The following is a 13,706-nucleotide window of genomic DNA, read 5'->3' as shown; positions in this document are numbered from 1 at the left end:
CAGACTGCCCGAGCGCCCCGGAATCATCGCTCAGCGCACCACGCGTCCCCGCAGAATGATCCGGCCGGGGTGACCGAGTGCCGCCGGATCGGCGATCGGATCGGTGGCGTACGCGACGAGGTCGGCCGCAGCCCCGTCCACCAGCCCCGGCAGCCCCAGCCAGGCCCGCGCCGTCCAGGACGCCGCGCCCAGGGCCGCCTCGGCGGACAGCCCGGCCCGCATCAGCCAGGAGGCCTCGCCCGCGACGGTTCCGCAGGGGAACGAGTCGGTGCCGGCCAGCACCGTCACGCCCGCTTCGTGGGCGGCCCGGACGTTGCCGAACATGGTGTCCCAGCCGGTCAGCCACAGATCGCGGCCCACACTCGGCTCCCGCGCCCGCATCGCGTCGGCCTTCGCGCCGAACACGCCGAGGGTCGGTATGAACGCCGTGCCCTGCGCGGCCATCCGGTCCAGCAGCGCCGGATCCAGATGCATGCCGTGCTCCAGGCTGTCGGCGCCCGCCAGCACCGCGTTGCGGGTGCCCTCGGCCGTCTGGCAATGGACCGCCACCTTGCCGCCGGCCGCGTGCACGGCCGCCACCACCTCGGTCAGCAGCGTGAGCGGCAGCGCCGGTTCGTCCGCGCGCCAGTCGCCGATGACCTTGCACCACCCCGACGAGGCGGCCACCTCCTCCAGTGCCGCCCGCACCAGGCCGTCCTCGGCGACGTCCCGGCCGAATCCGGGGAAGAACCGGCCGGGCGTGGCCAGCCACCGCCCCGCCGAGGTGACCCGCGGCAGTTCCGGATCGCTGTCCACCCAGCGGGCATCCGCGCGGCCGTCCCCGGCGTGCGCACCGCCAGCACCCCGGCGTCGCGGTGCTCGCCCAACTGCGCGCGCAACAGGTCCTCGTCGAAGGACGTGCCGGGATCCGTGGACCCCGGATGTGTGTGCACGTCGACCAGGCCCGGAAGCAGCCAGCCCCCGTCCACGACCACCTCGGCATCCCGGCCCGCGAAACCGCCCGGCGGTGCCCCGGCCCTGAGCAGCTCTCCGTCGATCCAGAACGAACGCTCCTCGCGTTCCGGCAGCACCACGCCTCGTATGCACAGCATCGGACGACGGTACGTCAGGTGGCCCTGAGCGCTGCCACTGAGTACTGAGCGCAGAGCGCGGTGCACACCGGCACATTGCGGAACGTTCCGCTCCGTCCCCTTGTCGGGGACCCCCACCCCATGCGATACAGGTCTGGACCATTGCTTCCGGATGGAAGGCACCACCGTGCAACGCCCCCACGCAACCGCCGCGTTGGCCTGCTCCGCCGCCCTGCTCCTTGCCGCGCTCACCGCCTGCGGTTCGGAGGCCGAGGCGGACACCGGGAAACCGACCGCACCCCATGGGGTGACCGTTCAGGCGAGTAGTGCCACTTCCGCGCACGTCATGTGGGAGCCCGCCACCGACGACACGGCCGTCACCGGCTATGAGGTCTACCGCCAGGGCGAGAAGGTGAAGTCCGTTCCCGCGGCCAAGGTGATGATCGACGTCGACGGGCTGACCGCCTCGACCGCGTACACGTTCACCGTCCGGGCCCGGGACGCCGCCGGGAACCTCTCCGTGCCGAGCGCCGCCGCGGCCGTCACCACGCCCGCGCCGACCCCCGCCGACCACGAGGCCCCGACCCGGCCGGTGAAACTGCGCGGCAAGGCCGACGGCGGCAAGGCCGCGACCCTGTCCTGGGGCGGCTCCACGGACGACGTCGGCGTCACCTCGTACGACATCTACCAGGAGGGCTCCCGCATCCACAGCGTGCCCGGCACGCAGACCACGGCGCGCCTGACCGGGCTGCGTCCCGGCACCGTCTACACCTTCACGGTCCGCGCCCGCGACGCGGCCGACACCTCGTCGTCCGACAGCGACACCTTCGACCTCACCACCGCGACCGCGCCCGGCGCACCCGCGAGTACCGCCCCCACGGACCTGCGGATCACGAGCAAGGCGCAGGGCAAGGAGTACGCCGTGGACCTGGACTGGAAGCAGCCGGAGACCGGCGGGAAGATTCCCGCCTACCAGCTCTATCTGGACGGCCGGCTCACCACCACGATCGTCTGGGGCGGCGAACCGCCCGCGGGCCGGGCGAGCTACCGGCTTACCGTCGGCGAGCCGCGCGGCACCCGCCACTCGATGAAGATCCGCGCCAAACTCCCCGACGGCAAGTGGGGTGACTTCTCGGCGGCGCGCACGGTCGTGCTCGGCGGCTGAGCGGTTTCCCGGCGGGATCGGGGAGGGTGGCAAGAGGTTAATTGGTCTGTACCTATTGACGGCTTGGTCCAGACCAATTACTTTCCCCTGTGCTCCATGGAACGACGTGCATCCGCTCCTCCCGAGGGCCGCCTCGCCGGTCCCAGCCGCAAGGGAGAACCATGTTCGAGCACATGCCCCTCAGACGGAGGACGGCGACCGCACTGCTCGCCGTCCTCGCCCTCCTCCTCGCCCTCCTGTCCCTCCAGACCGGCCCCGCGCACGCGGCGGGCAAGCTCACGGCGACCTTCACCTCGGCCGACAACGGGCCGTGGTGGAAGGGGACCTATGTCCTGCGCAACGACACCGACACGGCCGTCACCGGCTGGAGCCTCGAATTCGACCTGCCTGCCGGGGTCGCGATCAGTTCCTCGTACAACGGCACCGTCACCACCCGGGGCAGCCACATCACCGCGGTCAACGCCCACTACAACGGCACGGTCGCCGCGCACGCCACCACCGAGCCCTACAGCTTCTGGTTCGTCGCCACCGGCCCGATCACCGCACCGACCGGCTGCCGGATCAACGGCGACAAGTGCGACGGGTCCGCCGACGCGCCGCCCGGCGCGCCCGGCGGGCTCAAGCGGACCGATGTGACCGCCCGCACCGCCTCGCTGTCCTGGACGGCCGCCGCCGCGGGCGACTTCCCCGTGGCCTCGTACGACATCCTGGCCGGCGGCAAGGTGGTCGGCTCCGCCACCGCGACGACCTCCGCCACCGTCACCGGTCTGACCCCCGCCACCCCCTACTCCTTCACCGTCCGGGCCAAGGACACCCGCGGGAACACCTCCGCCGAGAGTGCCCCGCTGGCCGTCACCACCGTCGACCCGGCCACCGACACCTCGCCTCCGACGGCCCCCGGTGCCCTGCACGCCACCGCGACCGACTCCTCGTCCGTCACGCTGGCCTGGACCGCCGCGACGGACAACCAACGGGTCGCCGCATATGACATCTACCGCGGCTCCACCCTGGCCACGACGGTCTCCGGCAGCACGGCCACCGCCACCATCGGCGGTCTGTCTCCCTCGACCTCGTACACCTTCACGGTCAAGGCCCGTGACGCGGCCGACAACGCCTCGCCCGCGAGCAACACCCTCACCGTGAAGACCGACGACATCGTCGGCGCGGGCAACTACGCCAAGGTCGGCTACTTCGTCCAGTGGGGGATCTACGGGCGCCAGTACTTCGTCAAGAACCTCCACGACTCCGGCGCCGCCGGGAAGCTCGACATCGTCAACTACGCCTTCGCCAACATCGACCCCAACAACCTCACCTGCCTGAACGGCGTCACCAAGGGCACCACCGCCGACCCCCAGGACCCCGAGCAGGGCACCGGCGCCGGTGACGCGGACGCCGACTACGCCCGCCCGTTCAGCGCCGCCCAGTCCGTGGACGGGGTCGCGGACGACGGCTGGGGCAAACTGCGCGGCAACTTCAACCAGTTGAAGAAGCTGAAGCAGCTCCACCCCAACCTCAAGATCGTGGTCTCGCTCGGCGGCTGGACGTACTCGAAGTACTTCTCCGACGTCGCCGCCACCGACGCCGCCCGCAAGAAGTTCGTCTCGTCCTGCATCGACATGTACATCAAGGGCAACCTGCCCGAGTACGGCGGAGCGGGCGGCCCCGGCACCGCGGCAGGCATCTTCGACGGCTTCGACATCGACTGGGAGTGGCCCGGCACCGGCACCGGACACCCCGGCAACCACTACTCGCCGAACGACAAGGGCAACCTCACCCTGCTGCTCGCCGAGTTCCGCAAGCAGCTGGACGCGCTCGGCGGCGGCCACCGCCTCCTCACCGCGTTCACCCCCGCCGACCCGCAGAAGATCGGCGAGGGCTGGGACCTGGGCAAGGTCTTCGACTCCCTCGACGTGGCCAACGTCCAGGGCTACGACTTCCACGGCTCCGGCAGCGACAACTCCTGGGAGCCGAACCGCACCGGCCACCAGGCCAACCTCTACACCGACGACCAGGACCCGTACGACTTCCACTTCAGTGCGGACGCCGCCATCAAGGCGTACACGGACGCGGGCGTCGAGCCCCGCAAGCTGACGCTCGGCATCCCGTTCTACGGCCGCGGCTGGCAGAACGTCACCGATGGCGGGGCGGCAGGCGAATGGCAGCCCGCCACCGGCGCCGCCCCCGGCCAGTTCGCCGAGGAGGCCGGCACCCGGGGCTACTCGAACCTCATCGGCGCATACCCGACGATGACGGTCCACCACGACGAGCAGTCCGTGTCGACATACGGATATACCGGCAACCAGTGGTGGTCCTTCGACGACACCTGGTCCATCGGCAAGAAGGCCGCGTACGTCAAGGACAAGGGGCTGCTGGGCGTCATGGTCTGGGAGATGTCGGGGGACACTCCGCAGGGGACGCTGCTCAACGCGCTCGACACCGGGCTGAAGTAGGCGCGGCCGGGCGGACACCGGATACCGGCTCGCGGAGTCCTGTGGGCTCCGCGAGCCGGTCTGGATGCCTGCGGTATATGGGCAAGCGCCGCCCGTCAGCGCCCGGCGAGCCGCTCCATCAGGGCGGCGCTGTGCGCCAGCACCTCCCGCTCCTCGCCGGTGAGCTCGCCCTCGATGGCCTGGGCCAGCCACCCGGCCCTGCGCCCGCGCTCGGCATCGAGTGCGGCGTGTCCGGCGGGGGAGAGCTCGACCAGGGTCTTGCGGCCGTCCGTGGGATGCGCCCGGCGGACGATCAGCCCCTGTTCCATGAGCAACCCGACCGCCCGGGCCATGGACTGGGGCCGTACCCGCTGATCCGCGGCGAGATCGCTGGTGGTCATGGCCCCTTCACGGTCAAGGGTGCCGAGCACGGAGACCTGACCGTGCGGGATGTGGTCCTCGTGCTTCACGCGCCGAGTGAGTTTGCCCATCGCGTTACGCAGTTCGGTGGCGACGGCGGCGGGGTCGGGGGTGGGCATAGGGCACTTTAACCGGTGATCACCAGCGGGACCGAGTGCCCTGTCTGCCCTGCTCAATTCAACAGCGGAACTGAACAGCCGAACTGAACAGCTCAGCTGAACAGCAAAACTGAACAGCATTGCTGTAGAGTCGGAGCTGTCGCGGCACGCGCCAGCGCTGTCGCAGCAAGGCCGCGACGTGTGTCAACGCGAAGGACCTCCCATGGTTTCCACGGCAGTCGAGTCCACCGTCATCCAGTCCGTCACCGCCCGCCGGGTCATCGACAGCCGGGGGAACCCCACGGTCGAGGCGGATGTCCTCCTCGCCGACGGGTCCTTGGGCCGCGCCGCTGTCCCGTCCGGCGCATCGACCGGTGCACGGGAAGCCGTGGAGCTGCGTGACGGGGACCCCCGGCGCTGGCACGGCAAGGGCGTCGACCGCGCGGTCGCTCACGTCAACGGCGATATCGCGGCAGCGGTCACCGGGCGCGACGCCGACGACCAGGCGGGCCTCGATGCCGCACTCGTCGCACTCGACGGCACGGCGGACAAGTCCCGCCTCGGCGCCAACGCGCTGCTCGGCGTCTCCCTCGCCACCGCCAAGGCCGCCGCTGCGGCCCACCGCCGGCCTCTCTACCGCTACCTCGGCGGCGTCGACGCCCGCCTGCTCCCGCTGCCGATGATGAACATCGTCAACGGTGGCGCCCACGCCGACAATCCGTTGGACTTCCAGGAGTTCATGATCGCTCCGGTGGGTGCGGAGAGCTTCGCGGAGGCCGTCCGCATGGGTTCCGAGGTCTTCCACACGCTCCGCCGCGACCTGCTGTCCGCCGGACACGCCACGGGCGTCGGCGACGAGGGCGGTTTCGCTCCCGCGCTGCGCACCGCGGAGGAGGCGCTCGACTTCGTCATGGCGGCCATCGACCGCACCGGATACCGGCCCGGCACGGACATCGGGCTGGTGATGGATCCCGCGTCGTCGGAGTTCTTCCGGGACGGTACGTACGTGTACGCGGGCGAGGGCGTGCGCCGCACGCCGTCCGAGCACGCCGCCTACCTGACCAAGCTCATCGACGCCTACCCGATCGTCTCCATCGAGGACCCGATGGCCGAGGACGACCTGGACGGCTGGCGGGAGCTGACCGCCGGTGTCGGGGACCGCTGCCAGCTCACCGGTGACGACGTGTTCTGCACCGACGAGGCCCTGCTGCGCGAGGGGATCCGTACCGGCGTCGGCAACTCGGTCCTGGTCAAGGTCAACCAGATCGGCACCCTGACCGAGGCCCTCGCCACGGTCGCCACCGCGCAGCGCGCGGGCTGGACCGTCGTCATGTCGCACCGTTCCGGCGAGACGGAGGACACCACGATCGCGGATCTGGCGGTCGCGACGGGCTGCGGCCAGATCAAGACCGGATCGCTGTCCCGGTCCGACCGTACGGCGAAGTACAACCAGCTCATCCGGATCGAGGAGGAGCTGGGCGCATCGGCGCGGTACGCGGGCGGGGCGATCCTGCGCCGTTCCTGACGGGTCCACGTCCCGCCGGGCTGACCGCCCCGCGGACGACGACGCCCCACCGCCGAGCGTTCCGGCGGTGGGGCGTCGTCGTCCCGCGTGTTCGTACGCGCGGCTCAGCGCAGCTGCTCGTACGCCGGCAGCGTCAGGAAGTCCGCGTAGTCCTGGTCCAGGGAGACCTGGAGCAGGAGGTCGTGGGCCTGCTGCCACTTGCCGGACGTGAAGGCCTCGTCGCCGATCTCGGCGCGGATTGCGGTCAGTTCCTCGGCCGCGACCTTGCGGGCCAGCTCCGCCGTGGCGTGCTCGCCGTTCTCGAAGACCACGTCCGCGTTGATCCACTGCCAGATCTGCGAGCGCGAGATCTCGGCCGTGGCCGCGTCCTCCATCAGGTTGAAGATGGCGACCGCGCCCATGCCGCGCAGCCACGCCTCGATGTAGCGGATGCCGACCGCGACCGCGTTGCGCAGACCGTCGTACGTGGGCTTGGCGTGCAGGGTGTCGATGGCGATCAGGTCGCCCGCCGCCACCGAGACGTCCTCGCGCAGGCGCTCCTTCTGGTTCGGCTTCTCGCCGAGGACCGCGTCGAAGGACGCCATGGCGATCGGGACCAGGTCGGGGTGGGCGACCCAGGAGCCGTCGAAGCCGTCGCCGGCCTCGCGGTCCTTGTCGGCCTTGACCTTCTCGAACGCGACCTTGTTGACCTCGGCGTCCCGGCGTGACGGGATGAAGGCCGCCATGCCGCCGATCGCGTGGGCGCCACGCTTGTGGCAGGTGCGGACGAGGAGTTCGGTGTACGCCCGCATGAACGGGGCGGTCATCGTCACCGCGTTGCGGTCCGGGAGGACGAACTTGGAGCCGCCGTCACGGAAGTTCTTGACGATGGAGAAGAGGTAGTCCCAGCGGCCCGCGTTCAGCCCGGAGGCGTGGTCGCGGAGCTCGTAGAGGATCTCCTCCATCTCGTACGCGGCGGTGATCGTCTCGATCAGGACCGTGGCGCGGACGGTGCCCTGCGGGATGCCCACGTAGTCCTGGGCGAAGACGAAGATGTCGTTCCAGAGGCGGGCCTCCAGGTGCGACTCCGTCTTGGGGAGGTAGAAGTAGGGGCCCTTGCCGAGGTCGATCAGGCGCTGTGCGTTGTGGAAGAAGTAGAGGCCGAAGTCGACCAGCGCGCCGGGCACGGGGGCGCCGTCGAGCTGGAGGTGGCGCTCGTCCAGGTGCCAGCCGCGGGGGCGGGTGACGACGGTCGCGAGCTCGGCGGCGGGCTTCAGTGCGTACGACTTGCCGGACTTCGGGTCGGTGAAGTCGATGGCGCGGTTGTACGCGTCCATCAGGTTGAGCTGGCCGGTGACGACGTTCTCCCACGTCGGGGCGGAGGCGTCCTCGAAGTCGGCGAGCCAGACCTTCGCGCCCGAGTTCAGGGCGTTGATGGTCATCTTGCGGTCGGTCGGACCGGTGATCTCGACCCGGCGGTCGTTCAGCGCCGCCGGCGCCGGTGCGACCTTCCAGGAGTCGTCCGCGCGGATCGCGGCGGTCTCCGGCAGGAAGTCCAGCGTGGAGGTGCGGGCGATCTCGGCGCGGCGCTCACCGCGCCGGGCGAGCAGCTCGTTACGCCGGGGCGTGAACCGGCGGTGCAGCTCGGCCACGAACGCGAGGGCCGCGGGGGTGAGGACCTCGTCCTGCCGGGGCAGGGGCTCGGCATCGACGATGGCCAGCGAGGACGGCGCTGGTGCGGACATGAGCTGTCACTCCTTCAGCGGGCGGTGCGGGCGACGTCTCACGGCCGCCGGGTCGCCTGAAATGGCACGGCGTGCCATGGCTCCGGGATACGGCCGTGGTCGCCGTCTGAGGTGCAGAGGGCTTCTGACCAGTGGATAGTAGTTTCCTCATGGTGGAAGTTCAATGGTTTGTTGATGTCGAGATTCTCCGGGTCGACAGAAGTGGGGTGCTGCTGGCGCAGCGTGCCAGTGCGTTCACTCAAGGTGCGCCAGGTCCTCCGCCGTGTCGATGTCGTACGCCTGAGCCACATCCGAACACTCGACGAGCGTGATCGCATCGCGGTGCGCCCGCAGATAGGCACGGGCCCCCTGATCGCCCACCGCCCCCGCCGCGATATCCGTCCAGAGCGCGGCCCCGAAGAGCACCGGATGGCCCCGCTCCCCGTCGTACGAGGCCGCCGCCAGGCTCGTCCGCGAGCGGTACGCCGCACGCACCCGGGACACAGCTTCGGCGCCGATACCCGGCTGGTCGACCAGGAGTACGACCACCGCGTCCGCGTCCGTGCCGGTGAGGGCGGAGAGTCCCGCCCGCAGCGAGGAGCCCATGCCCTCGGTCCACTCCGGGTTGACGCTCACCGTGCAGCCGGACAGTCCGGCGCGGGCCCGCACCTCGTCGGCGGACGCGCCGAGCACCACATGGACCGGGCCGCAGCCGCCCTCCCGGAGGGTGGCCACCGCGTGGTCGGCCAGGAGGCGGCCGCGGTGCTCCAGCAAGGCCTTCGGGCGCCCGCCGAGTCGCCGTCCGCCGCCCGCCGCGAGCAGCAGTCCGGCGACGACGGGGGAGGCGGACGGGGAGGGTGCGGAGGGGGTGCGCGGTGTGCTTGTCATGCCGCCTGGATACACCGGACGGGCCGTTCCCGCACGGACCGGAGCGTTCTCCCGGCCCGCGTCCATGTGCGGGACACCCCGAGTTCCGTCCGCGGAGTGGCGCCCGACACCTGTCATGGCGTTAACTTGCCCGCACCCCCGGACACTTGACCACGGTTCGGGACTTGGTCGAAACACCGGCACAAAGATGTGCGAGGGGGAGTGCTTTGTTGAAGAGCGTGGGGCAGGCGCGGGTGACCAGCAGTGGTGAGGACCCGAGAGTCACGGAGTTGCGTACGGCCGTCTCCCGGCTCCGCCGGGAGCTGGCCGGACATCCCGCGGAGTTCCCGGACCGCGCGATCGCCGAGGACGAGCTGGCGTCGTTGGACGCGATGGCGGCCGGTGGCGCGCCCGAGATTCCCCGGCTCCGCCGGTCGCTGCTGCTGATCGCGGGGGCGGTCGGCTCGGTCAGCGCCCTTGCGTCGGCACTCAGGGACGTACGGATCGCGGTCGATCTGTTCGGCGAGCCGCCGCGACGGTGAAACGTCTGCGGTGAAGCGTCTGCGGTGAAGCGTCCGCGGTAGTGCCTCTGGGCTTGAAGCCGCTGGAGCGGAGCGGGGGCCCGCTCCAGCGGCTTCAGCGCCGGATCAGCCTGCGGGCCGTCGCCGCCGCCACCGCCGCGGTGCGCGAGTCCACGCCCAGCTTGGCGTAGATGTGCACCAGATGGGACTTCACCGTCGCCTGGCTGAGGAACAGCTTCTTGCTGATCTGCAGGTTCGACAGTCCCTCGCCGACCAGTTGCAGGACCTCCAGCTCGCGCTTGGTGAGCGCCTGGGCCGGCATCCGCATGCGGTCCATCAGCCGGTGCGCGACGGCCGGAGCCAGCGCGGAGCGGCCGGCCGCCGCCGTGCGGACCGCGGCGGCCAGCTCCTCCGGCGGGGCGTCCTTGAGCAGATAGCCCGCCGCTCCCGCCTCCACCGCCGCCAGGATGTCGGCGTCGCTGTCGTACGTCGTCAGGATCAGCACCCGGGGCGCGTCCGGCGCCGCGGTGATCGCGGCCGTGGCCTCCGAACCGTGCAGACCCGCACCGAACTGAAGGTCCATCAGGACGACGTCGAACTCGCCGGTCGCGGCCAGGGCCACGGCCCGTTCGGCGGTGGCCGCCTCGGCGACGACGCGGAAGTCCGGCTCGGTGTCCAGGACGGCCCGCAGCCCCGCCCGTACCACCGGGTGGTCGTCCGCGAGCAGCAGTCGGATCGGAGCGGTATCGGTCATGCGGCGTCCTGTCCGGTCCGGTCGACGGGCAGCGGCAGCGGCAGGGTCAGGGCGACGGCCGTGCCCTGACCGGGCGCCGATTCGACACTCAGCGTGCCGCCCAGCGAACGGGCCCGGGACCGCATGGCCGGCAGGCCGAAGCCGCCCGTCCCCGTGCCCGCGCTCGCGGCGGAGCCGTCCGTGAAGCCGTGGCCGTCGTCGACCACGTCCAGCGCCACCGAGGTGTCCATGAAGCTCAGGGTGATCTCCGCCCGCCGCGCGTCGGCGTGCTGCACCGTGTTGGCCAGCGCCGACTGTGCGGTACGCAGCAGCGCCACCTCGTACGGCGTGGGCAGCTCCACCGGGGTGCCGCTGACCGCGAAACTCACCGTGAGCGCAGGAGTGGTGGCGCGGGCCGAAAGTCTCTCCAGAGCGGCGGCCAGGGAGCCGTTCTCCAGATCCGGCGGGGTCAGGGCGCGCACGAACCGCCGGGCTTCGGCGAGATTGTCCTGCGCGGCCTCGCGGGCCCGGCGGACATGGGCCGCGGCGGGAGCGTCCGCAGGCAGGGTGCGTTCCGCGGCGCGCAGCAGCAGCTGGATGCTGGAGAGGCCCTGTGCGAGGGTGTCGTGGATCTCGCGGGCCAGCCGCTCGCGTTCGGCGAGCGTCCCGGCGGTGCGCTCCGCCTCCGCCAGCTCCGCACGGGTCGAGACGAGCTCCTCGATGAGCTCGCGGCGCCGCTCGCTCTCGCGGAACAGCGCGTCGTACCCCAGGACCGTGGCGACCGCGACCGCCGCCCCGAGCAGCGGGCCGATGAACGTGCCGACGGTGACCGGCTCGCCGTGCAGCAGGAAACTGGTGATGGCGGCCGCGGCCGTCACCACCACGGCGGGCAGGCTCCAGGGCATCGGCAACAGGTGCAGCTGGAGGAAGTAGAGCGGGAAGGCCAGCCACAGCGCGTCCGGCGACAGGGCCAGCAGCACCAGCCAGAGCGCCCCCAGTGCCACGAGCCAGAGCGCCCCCGCCCGGGTCCGGGGCTGGACGGACGGCGCCAGTGCCCCCGCTGCGTACACCGCGGCCAGCACGCCCGCGACCGTGATGACGGCCCCGGTGTGCGGGGCGTCGTTGCTCACGGCCTTCACCGCGGCGAGCGCGAGAAGCCCCAGCAGCAGGGCGTGCAGACACAGCCGCAGCGCGGCGGCGACCGGGGGGTGGACACGCGTTTCCATGATTCGTCCAGCGTAGACGCGGGGTGCGCGGGGCCGGTCAATCGAAAGGTTGATGTCGGGACCGGCCCGCGGGCGATGTTTCCGGGGCCGGTACTGCCGAGGCTGGAGTCATGTTCGTCGCATGGAGAGATCTTCGGTTCGCCAAGGGCCGGTTCGCGCTCATGGGCACGGTCGTGGTGCTGATCACGCTGCTCGTGGGTCTGCTGTCCGGCCTCACGGCCGGGCTGGCCCGGGAGAACACCTCGGCCGTCACGGGGCTGAACGCCGACCACCTGGCGTTCGCCGCCCCGCCCGACGGCCAGTCGGTGTCCTTCACCAATTCGACCGTCCGAGAGAGCGCCTGGCGGAGCTGGGAGAAGCGGCCGGGGGTCGAGGCGGCGCAGCCGCTCGGCATCCGCACGCTGAACGCGGCCGCGGTGGCGGGGGAGCGGACGGCGGCCGTCTCGGCGTTCGGCGTCGAGCCCGGCAGCGGCCTGGCACCGTCGGGCACTCCGGTCGGACCGGGCACGGTCGTGCTCTCCGAGCAGGCAGCCGAGGACCTGGCGGCCGGCGCCGGTGACCGGCTGCGGCTCGGCGGCGACGAGGTCACGGTGGCCGCGGTCGCCGGCGACGCCTCGTACAGCCATACGCCGGTCGTGTGGACGGCACTCGCGGACTGGCAGCGCTTCGGGGCCGACGGCGAGGGCGCCGCGGAGCACGCCACCGTGATCGCGCTGACCACCACCGACGGGGCCGACCTGGCCGCCGGCGACCGGGCGGCCGGCACCAGCACGCTCACGCTCGACGGATCCCTCACCGCCATCGGCTCCTACCAGGCCGAGAACGGCTCCCTCCAGCTGATGCGCGGCTTCCTCTTCGCCATCTCCGCCCTGGTCATCGGCGCCTTCTTCACCGTCTGGACGATCCAGCGCAGCGGCGATGTCGCCGTCCTCAAGGCACTGGGTGCCTCCACGCCGTATCTGCTGCGGGACGCACTCGGGCAGGCCGTGGTGATGCTCGCGATCGGTACGGGACTGGGCACCGCGCTCGCCGCCGGCATCGGCGCACTGGTCAGCGGCGGGGCCGTGCCCTTCGTCCTGGAGGCGTCGACCGTCCTCGTCCCGGCGGCCGTGATGATCGCCCTCGGCGCGGTCGGGGCGGCCCTGTCCATCCGGCGGATCACCGCCGTCGACCCGCTCACCGCGCTCGGGAGCGCCCGATGACCACCGTCCCGCCCCCTGCCCCGCGCACCACACCCCGGAGTGCCCGATGACCCTCACGCTCACCGACGTCACGCTCACCTACCCCGACGGCGACGGACGGCTCACGGCACTGGACCGCGTCGCACTCGATGTCCCCGCGGGCACCCTCACCGCCGTCGTCGGTCCCTCCGGCTCCGGCAAGTCGAGCCTGCTCGCCGTGGCGGCGACCCTGGTCACCCCGGACGAGGGCGCCGTCGTCGTCGCCGGTACGGACACCGCCGGGCTCGGCCGCGCGGACAAGGCGGCGCTGCGCCGCGAGCGGATCGGCATCGTCTTCCAGCAGCCCAATCTGCTGCCGTCGCTGACCGCCGCCGAACAGCTCCAGGTCATGACGCATCTGGCGGGCGGTGCGGCCCGGACCGCCCGCGCCCGCGCGCTGGAACTCCTCGACGCCGTCGGCCTCGCCGACAAGGCCGACCGCAGGCCCCACCAGCTCTCGGGCGGTCAGCGCCAGCGGATCAACATCGCGCGGGCCCTGATGAACGACCCGGCGGTCCTCCTCGTCGACGAGCCGACCAGCGCGCTGGACCACGAACGGGGAGCGGCGGTTCTCGATCTCCTCGTCTCGCTGACCCGGCAGCGGTCCACGGCGACCGTCATGGTCACCCACGACCGGACCCATCTGGACCGGATGGACCGGACCGTCACGATGGAGGACGGCAGGCTGACCGCCCCCGCCCTCACCTGACCGGCGGGGAGCCGGACGCG

The 13,706-nt window shown here is 71.7% G+C and carries 12 protein-coding genes; 6 read left to right on the top strand and 6 right to left on the bottom strand.

Features of this window, described 5'->3' with window-relative positions; all coding sequences use genetic code 11:
* Positions 1 to 30 precede the first annotated feature (30 nt).
* Positions 31 to 795 (bottom strand): amidohydrolase family protein, encoded by a 765-nt coding sequence (locus tag OG912_RS03460; RefSeq protein ID WP_327708110.1) that lies wholly within the window; start codon positions 793 to 795, stop codon positions 31 to 33.
* 447 nt (positions 796 to 1,242) lie between these two features.
* On the opposite strand from OG912_RS03460, the gene OG912_RS03455 reads away from it, so the two are divergent.
* Entirely contained in the window at positions 1,243 to 2,235 is a 993-nt protein-coding gene (locus OG912_RS03455) for a fibronectin type III domain-containing protein (RefSeq protein WP_327708109.1), read from the top strand.
* 161 nt (positions 2,236 to 2,396) lie between these two features.
* Positions 2,397 to 4,685 (top strand): glycosyl hydrolase family 18 protein, encoded by a 2,289-nt coding sequence (locus OG912_RS03450; RefSeq protein WP_327708108.1) that lies wholly within the window; start codon positions 2,397 to 2,399, stop codon positions 4,683 to 4,685.
* A gap of 95 nt (positions 4,686 to 4,780) precedes the next feature.
* Here the strand turns inward: OG912_RS03450 and OG912_RS03445 are convergent, their stop codons facing one another.
* The gene (locus tag OG912_RS03445) at positions 4,781 to 5,203 is read right to left on the bottom strand and encodes a MarR family winged helix-turn-helix transcriptional regulator (protein ID WP_327708107.1); all 423 of its coding nucleotides are present in this window, start codon (positions 5,201 to 5,203) and stop codon (positions 4,781 to 4,783) included.
* 202 nt (positions 5,204 to 5,405) lie between these two features.
* On the opposite strand from OG912_RS03445, the gene eno reads away from it, so the two are divergent.
* A complete protein-coding gene (gene eno / locus OG912_RS03440; protein ID WP_327708106.1) occupies positions 5,406 to 6,707 on the top strand; it encodes a phosphopyruvate hydratase in 1,302 nt (433 codons plus the stop codon).
* A 104-nt stretch (positions 6,708 to 6,811) separates the two neighbouring features.
* Here eno and aceB read toward each other — a convergent pair whose 3' ends face one another.
* Both aceB and OG912_RS03430 read right to left on the bottom strand, forming a co-directional pair.
* Complete coding sequence (gene aceB / locus OG912_RS03435) at positions 6,812 to 8,431, bottom strand: malate synthase A (protein ID WP_327708105.1); 1,620 nt, start codon at positions 8,429 to 8,431, stop codon at positions 6,812 to 6,814.
* Between the two features lie 234 nt (positions 8,432 to 8,665).
* On the bottom strand, positions 8,666 to 9,298 hold the full coding sequence (locus OG912_RS03430) for a nucleotidyltransferase family protein (RefSeq protein ID WP_327708104.1): 633 nt from the start codon (positions 9,296 to 9,298) through the stop codon (positions 8,666 to 8,668).
* Between the two features lie 206 nt (positions 9,299 to 9,504).
* Here OG912_RS03430 and OG912_RS03425 point away from each other — a divergent pair, with 206 nt between their 5' ends.
* Positions 9,505 to 9,819 carry a DUF5955 family protein gene (locus tag OG912_RS03425; RefSeq protein ID WP_326739731.1) on the top strand — a complete coding sequence of 105 codons (315 nt, stop codon included), beginning with the start codon at positions 9,505 to 9,507 and terminating at the stop codon, positions 9,817 to 9,819.
* Positions 9,820 to 9,913: 94 nt separating this feature from the next.
* Here the strand turns inward: OG912_RS03425 and OG912_RS03420 are convergent, their stop codons facing one another.
* Entirely contained in the window at positions 9,914 to 10,552 is a 639-nt protein-coding gene (locus tag OG912_RS03420) for a response regulator transcription factor (RefSeq protein WP_327708103.1), read from the bottom strand.
* A complete protein-coding gene (locus OG912_RS03415; protein ID WP_327708102.1) occupies positions 10,549 to 11,757 on the bottom strand; it encodes a sensor histidine kinase in 1,209 nt (402 codons plus the stop codon). Before OG912_RS03415 ends, OG912_RS03420 begins: the two co-directional genes overlap by 4 nt.
* A gap of 110 nt (positions 11,758 to 11,867) precedes the next feature.
* Here OG912_RS03415 and OG912_RS03410 point away from each other — a divergent pair, with 110 nt between their 5' ends.
* Positions 11,868 to 12,959: an ABC transporter permease gene (locus tag OG912_RS03410; protein ID WP_327708101.1), complete on the top strand. Its 1,092-nt coding sequence runs from the start codon at positions 11,868 to 11,870 to the stop codon at positions 12,957 to 12,959.
* Between the two features lie 46 nt (positions 12,960 to 13,005).
* A complete protein-coding gene (locus OG912_RS03405; protein WP_326739735.1) occupies positions 13,006 to 13,686 on the top strand; it encodes an ABC transporter ATP-binding protein in 681 nt (226 codons plus the stop codon).
* Positions 13,687 to 13,706 lie beyond the last annotated feature (20 nt).

This window comes from Streptomyces sp. NBC_00464, assembly GCF_036013915.1.
Lineage (GTDB): Bacteria > Actinomycetota > Actinomycetes > Streptomycetales > Streptomycetaceae > Streptomyces.
The sequence above is the reverse complement of the archived record's forward strand: the minus strand, read 5'-3'. Positions and strand labels throughout refer to the sequence as shown.

Excerpts from the sequence above, each read along its gene's own strand:
- OG912_RS03455 (WP_327708109.1), top strand. The coding sequence starts at position 1,243 with ATGGAAGGCACCACCGTGCAACGCCCCCACGCAACCGCCGCGTTGGCC.
- OG912_RS03450 (WP_327708108.1), top strand. The coding sequence starts at position 2,397 with ATGTTCGAGCACATGCCCCTCAGACGGAGGACGGCGACCGCACTGCTC.
- OG912_RS03445 (WP_327708107.1), bottom strand. The coding sequence starts at position 5,203 with ATGCCCACCCCCGACCCCGCCGCCGTCGCCACCGAACTGCGTAACGCG.
- eno (WP_327708106.1), top strand. The coding sequence starts at position 5,406 with ATGGTTTCCACGGCAGTCGAGTCCACCGTCATCCAGTCCGTCACCGCC.
- aceB (WP_327708105.1), bottom strand. The coding sequence starts at position 8,431 with ATGTCCGCACCAGCGCCGTCCTCGCTGGCCATCGTCGATGCCGAGCCC.
- OG912_RS03430 (WP_327708104.1), bottom strand. The coding sequence starts at position 9,298 with ATGACAAGCACACCGCGCACCCCCTCCGCACCCTCCCCGTCCGCCTCC.
- OG912_RS03420 (WP_327708103.1), bottom strand. The coding sequence starts at position 10,552 with ATGACCGATACCGCTCCGATCCGACTGCTGCTCGCGGACGACCACCCG.
- OG912_RS03415 (WP_327708102.1), bottom strand. The coding sequence starts at position 11,757 with ATGGAAACGCGTGTCCACCCCCCGGTCGCCGCCGCGCTGCGGCTGTGT.
- OG912_RS03410 (WP_327708101.1), top strand. The coding sequence starts at position 11,868 with ATGTTCGTCGCATGGAGAGATCTTCGGTTCGCCAAGGGCCGGTTCGCG.
- OG912_RS03405 (WP_326739735.1), top strand. The coding sequence starts at position 13,006 with ATGACCCTCACGCTCACCGACGTCACGCTCACCTACCCCGACGGCGAC.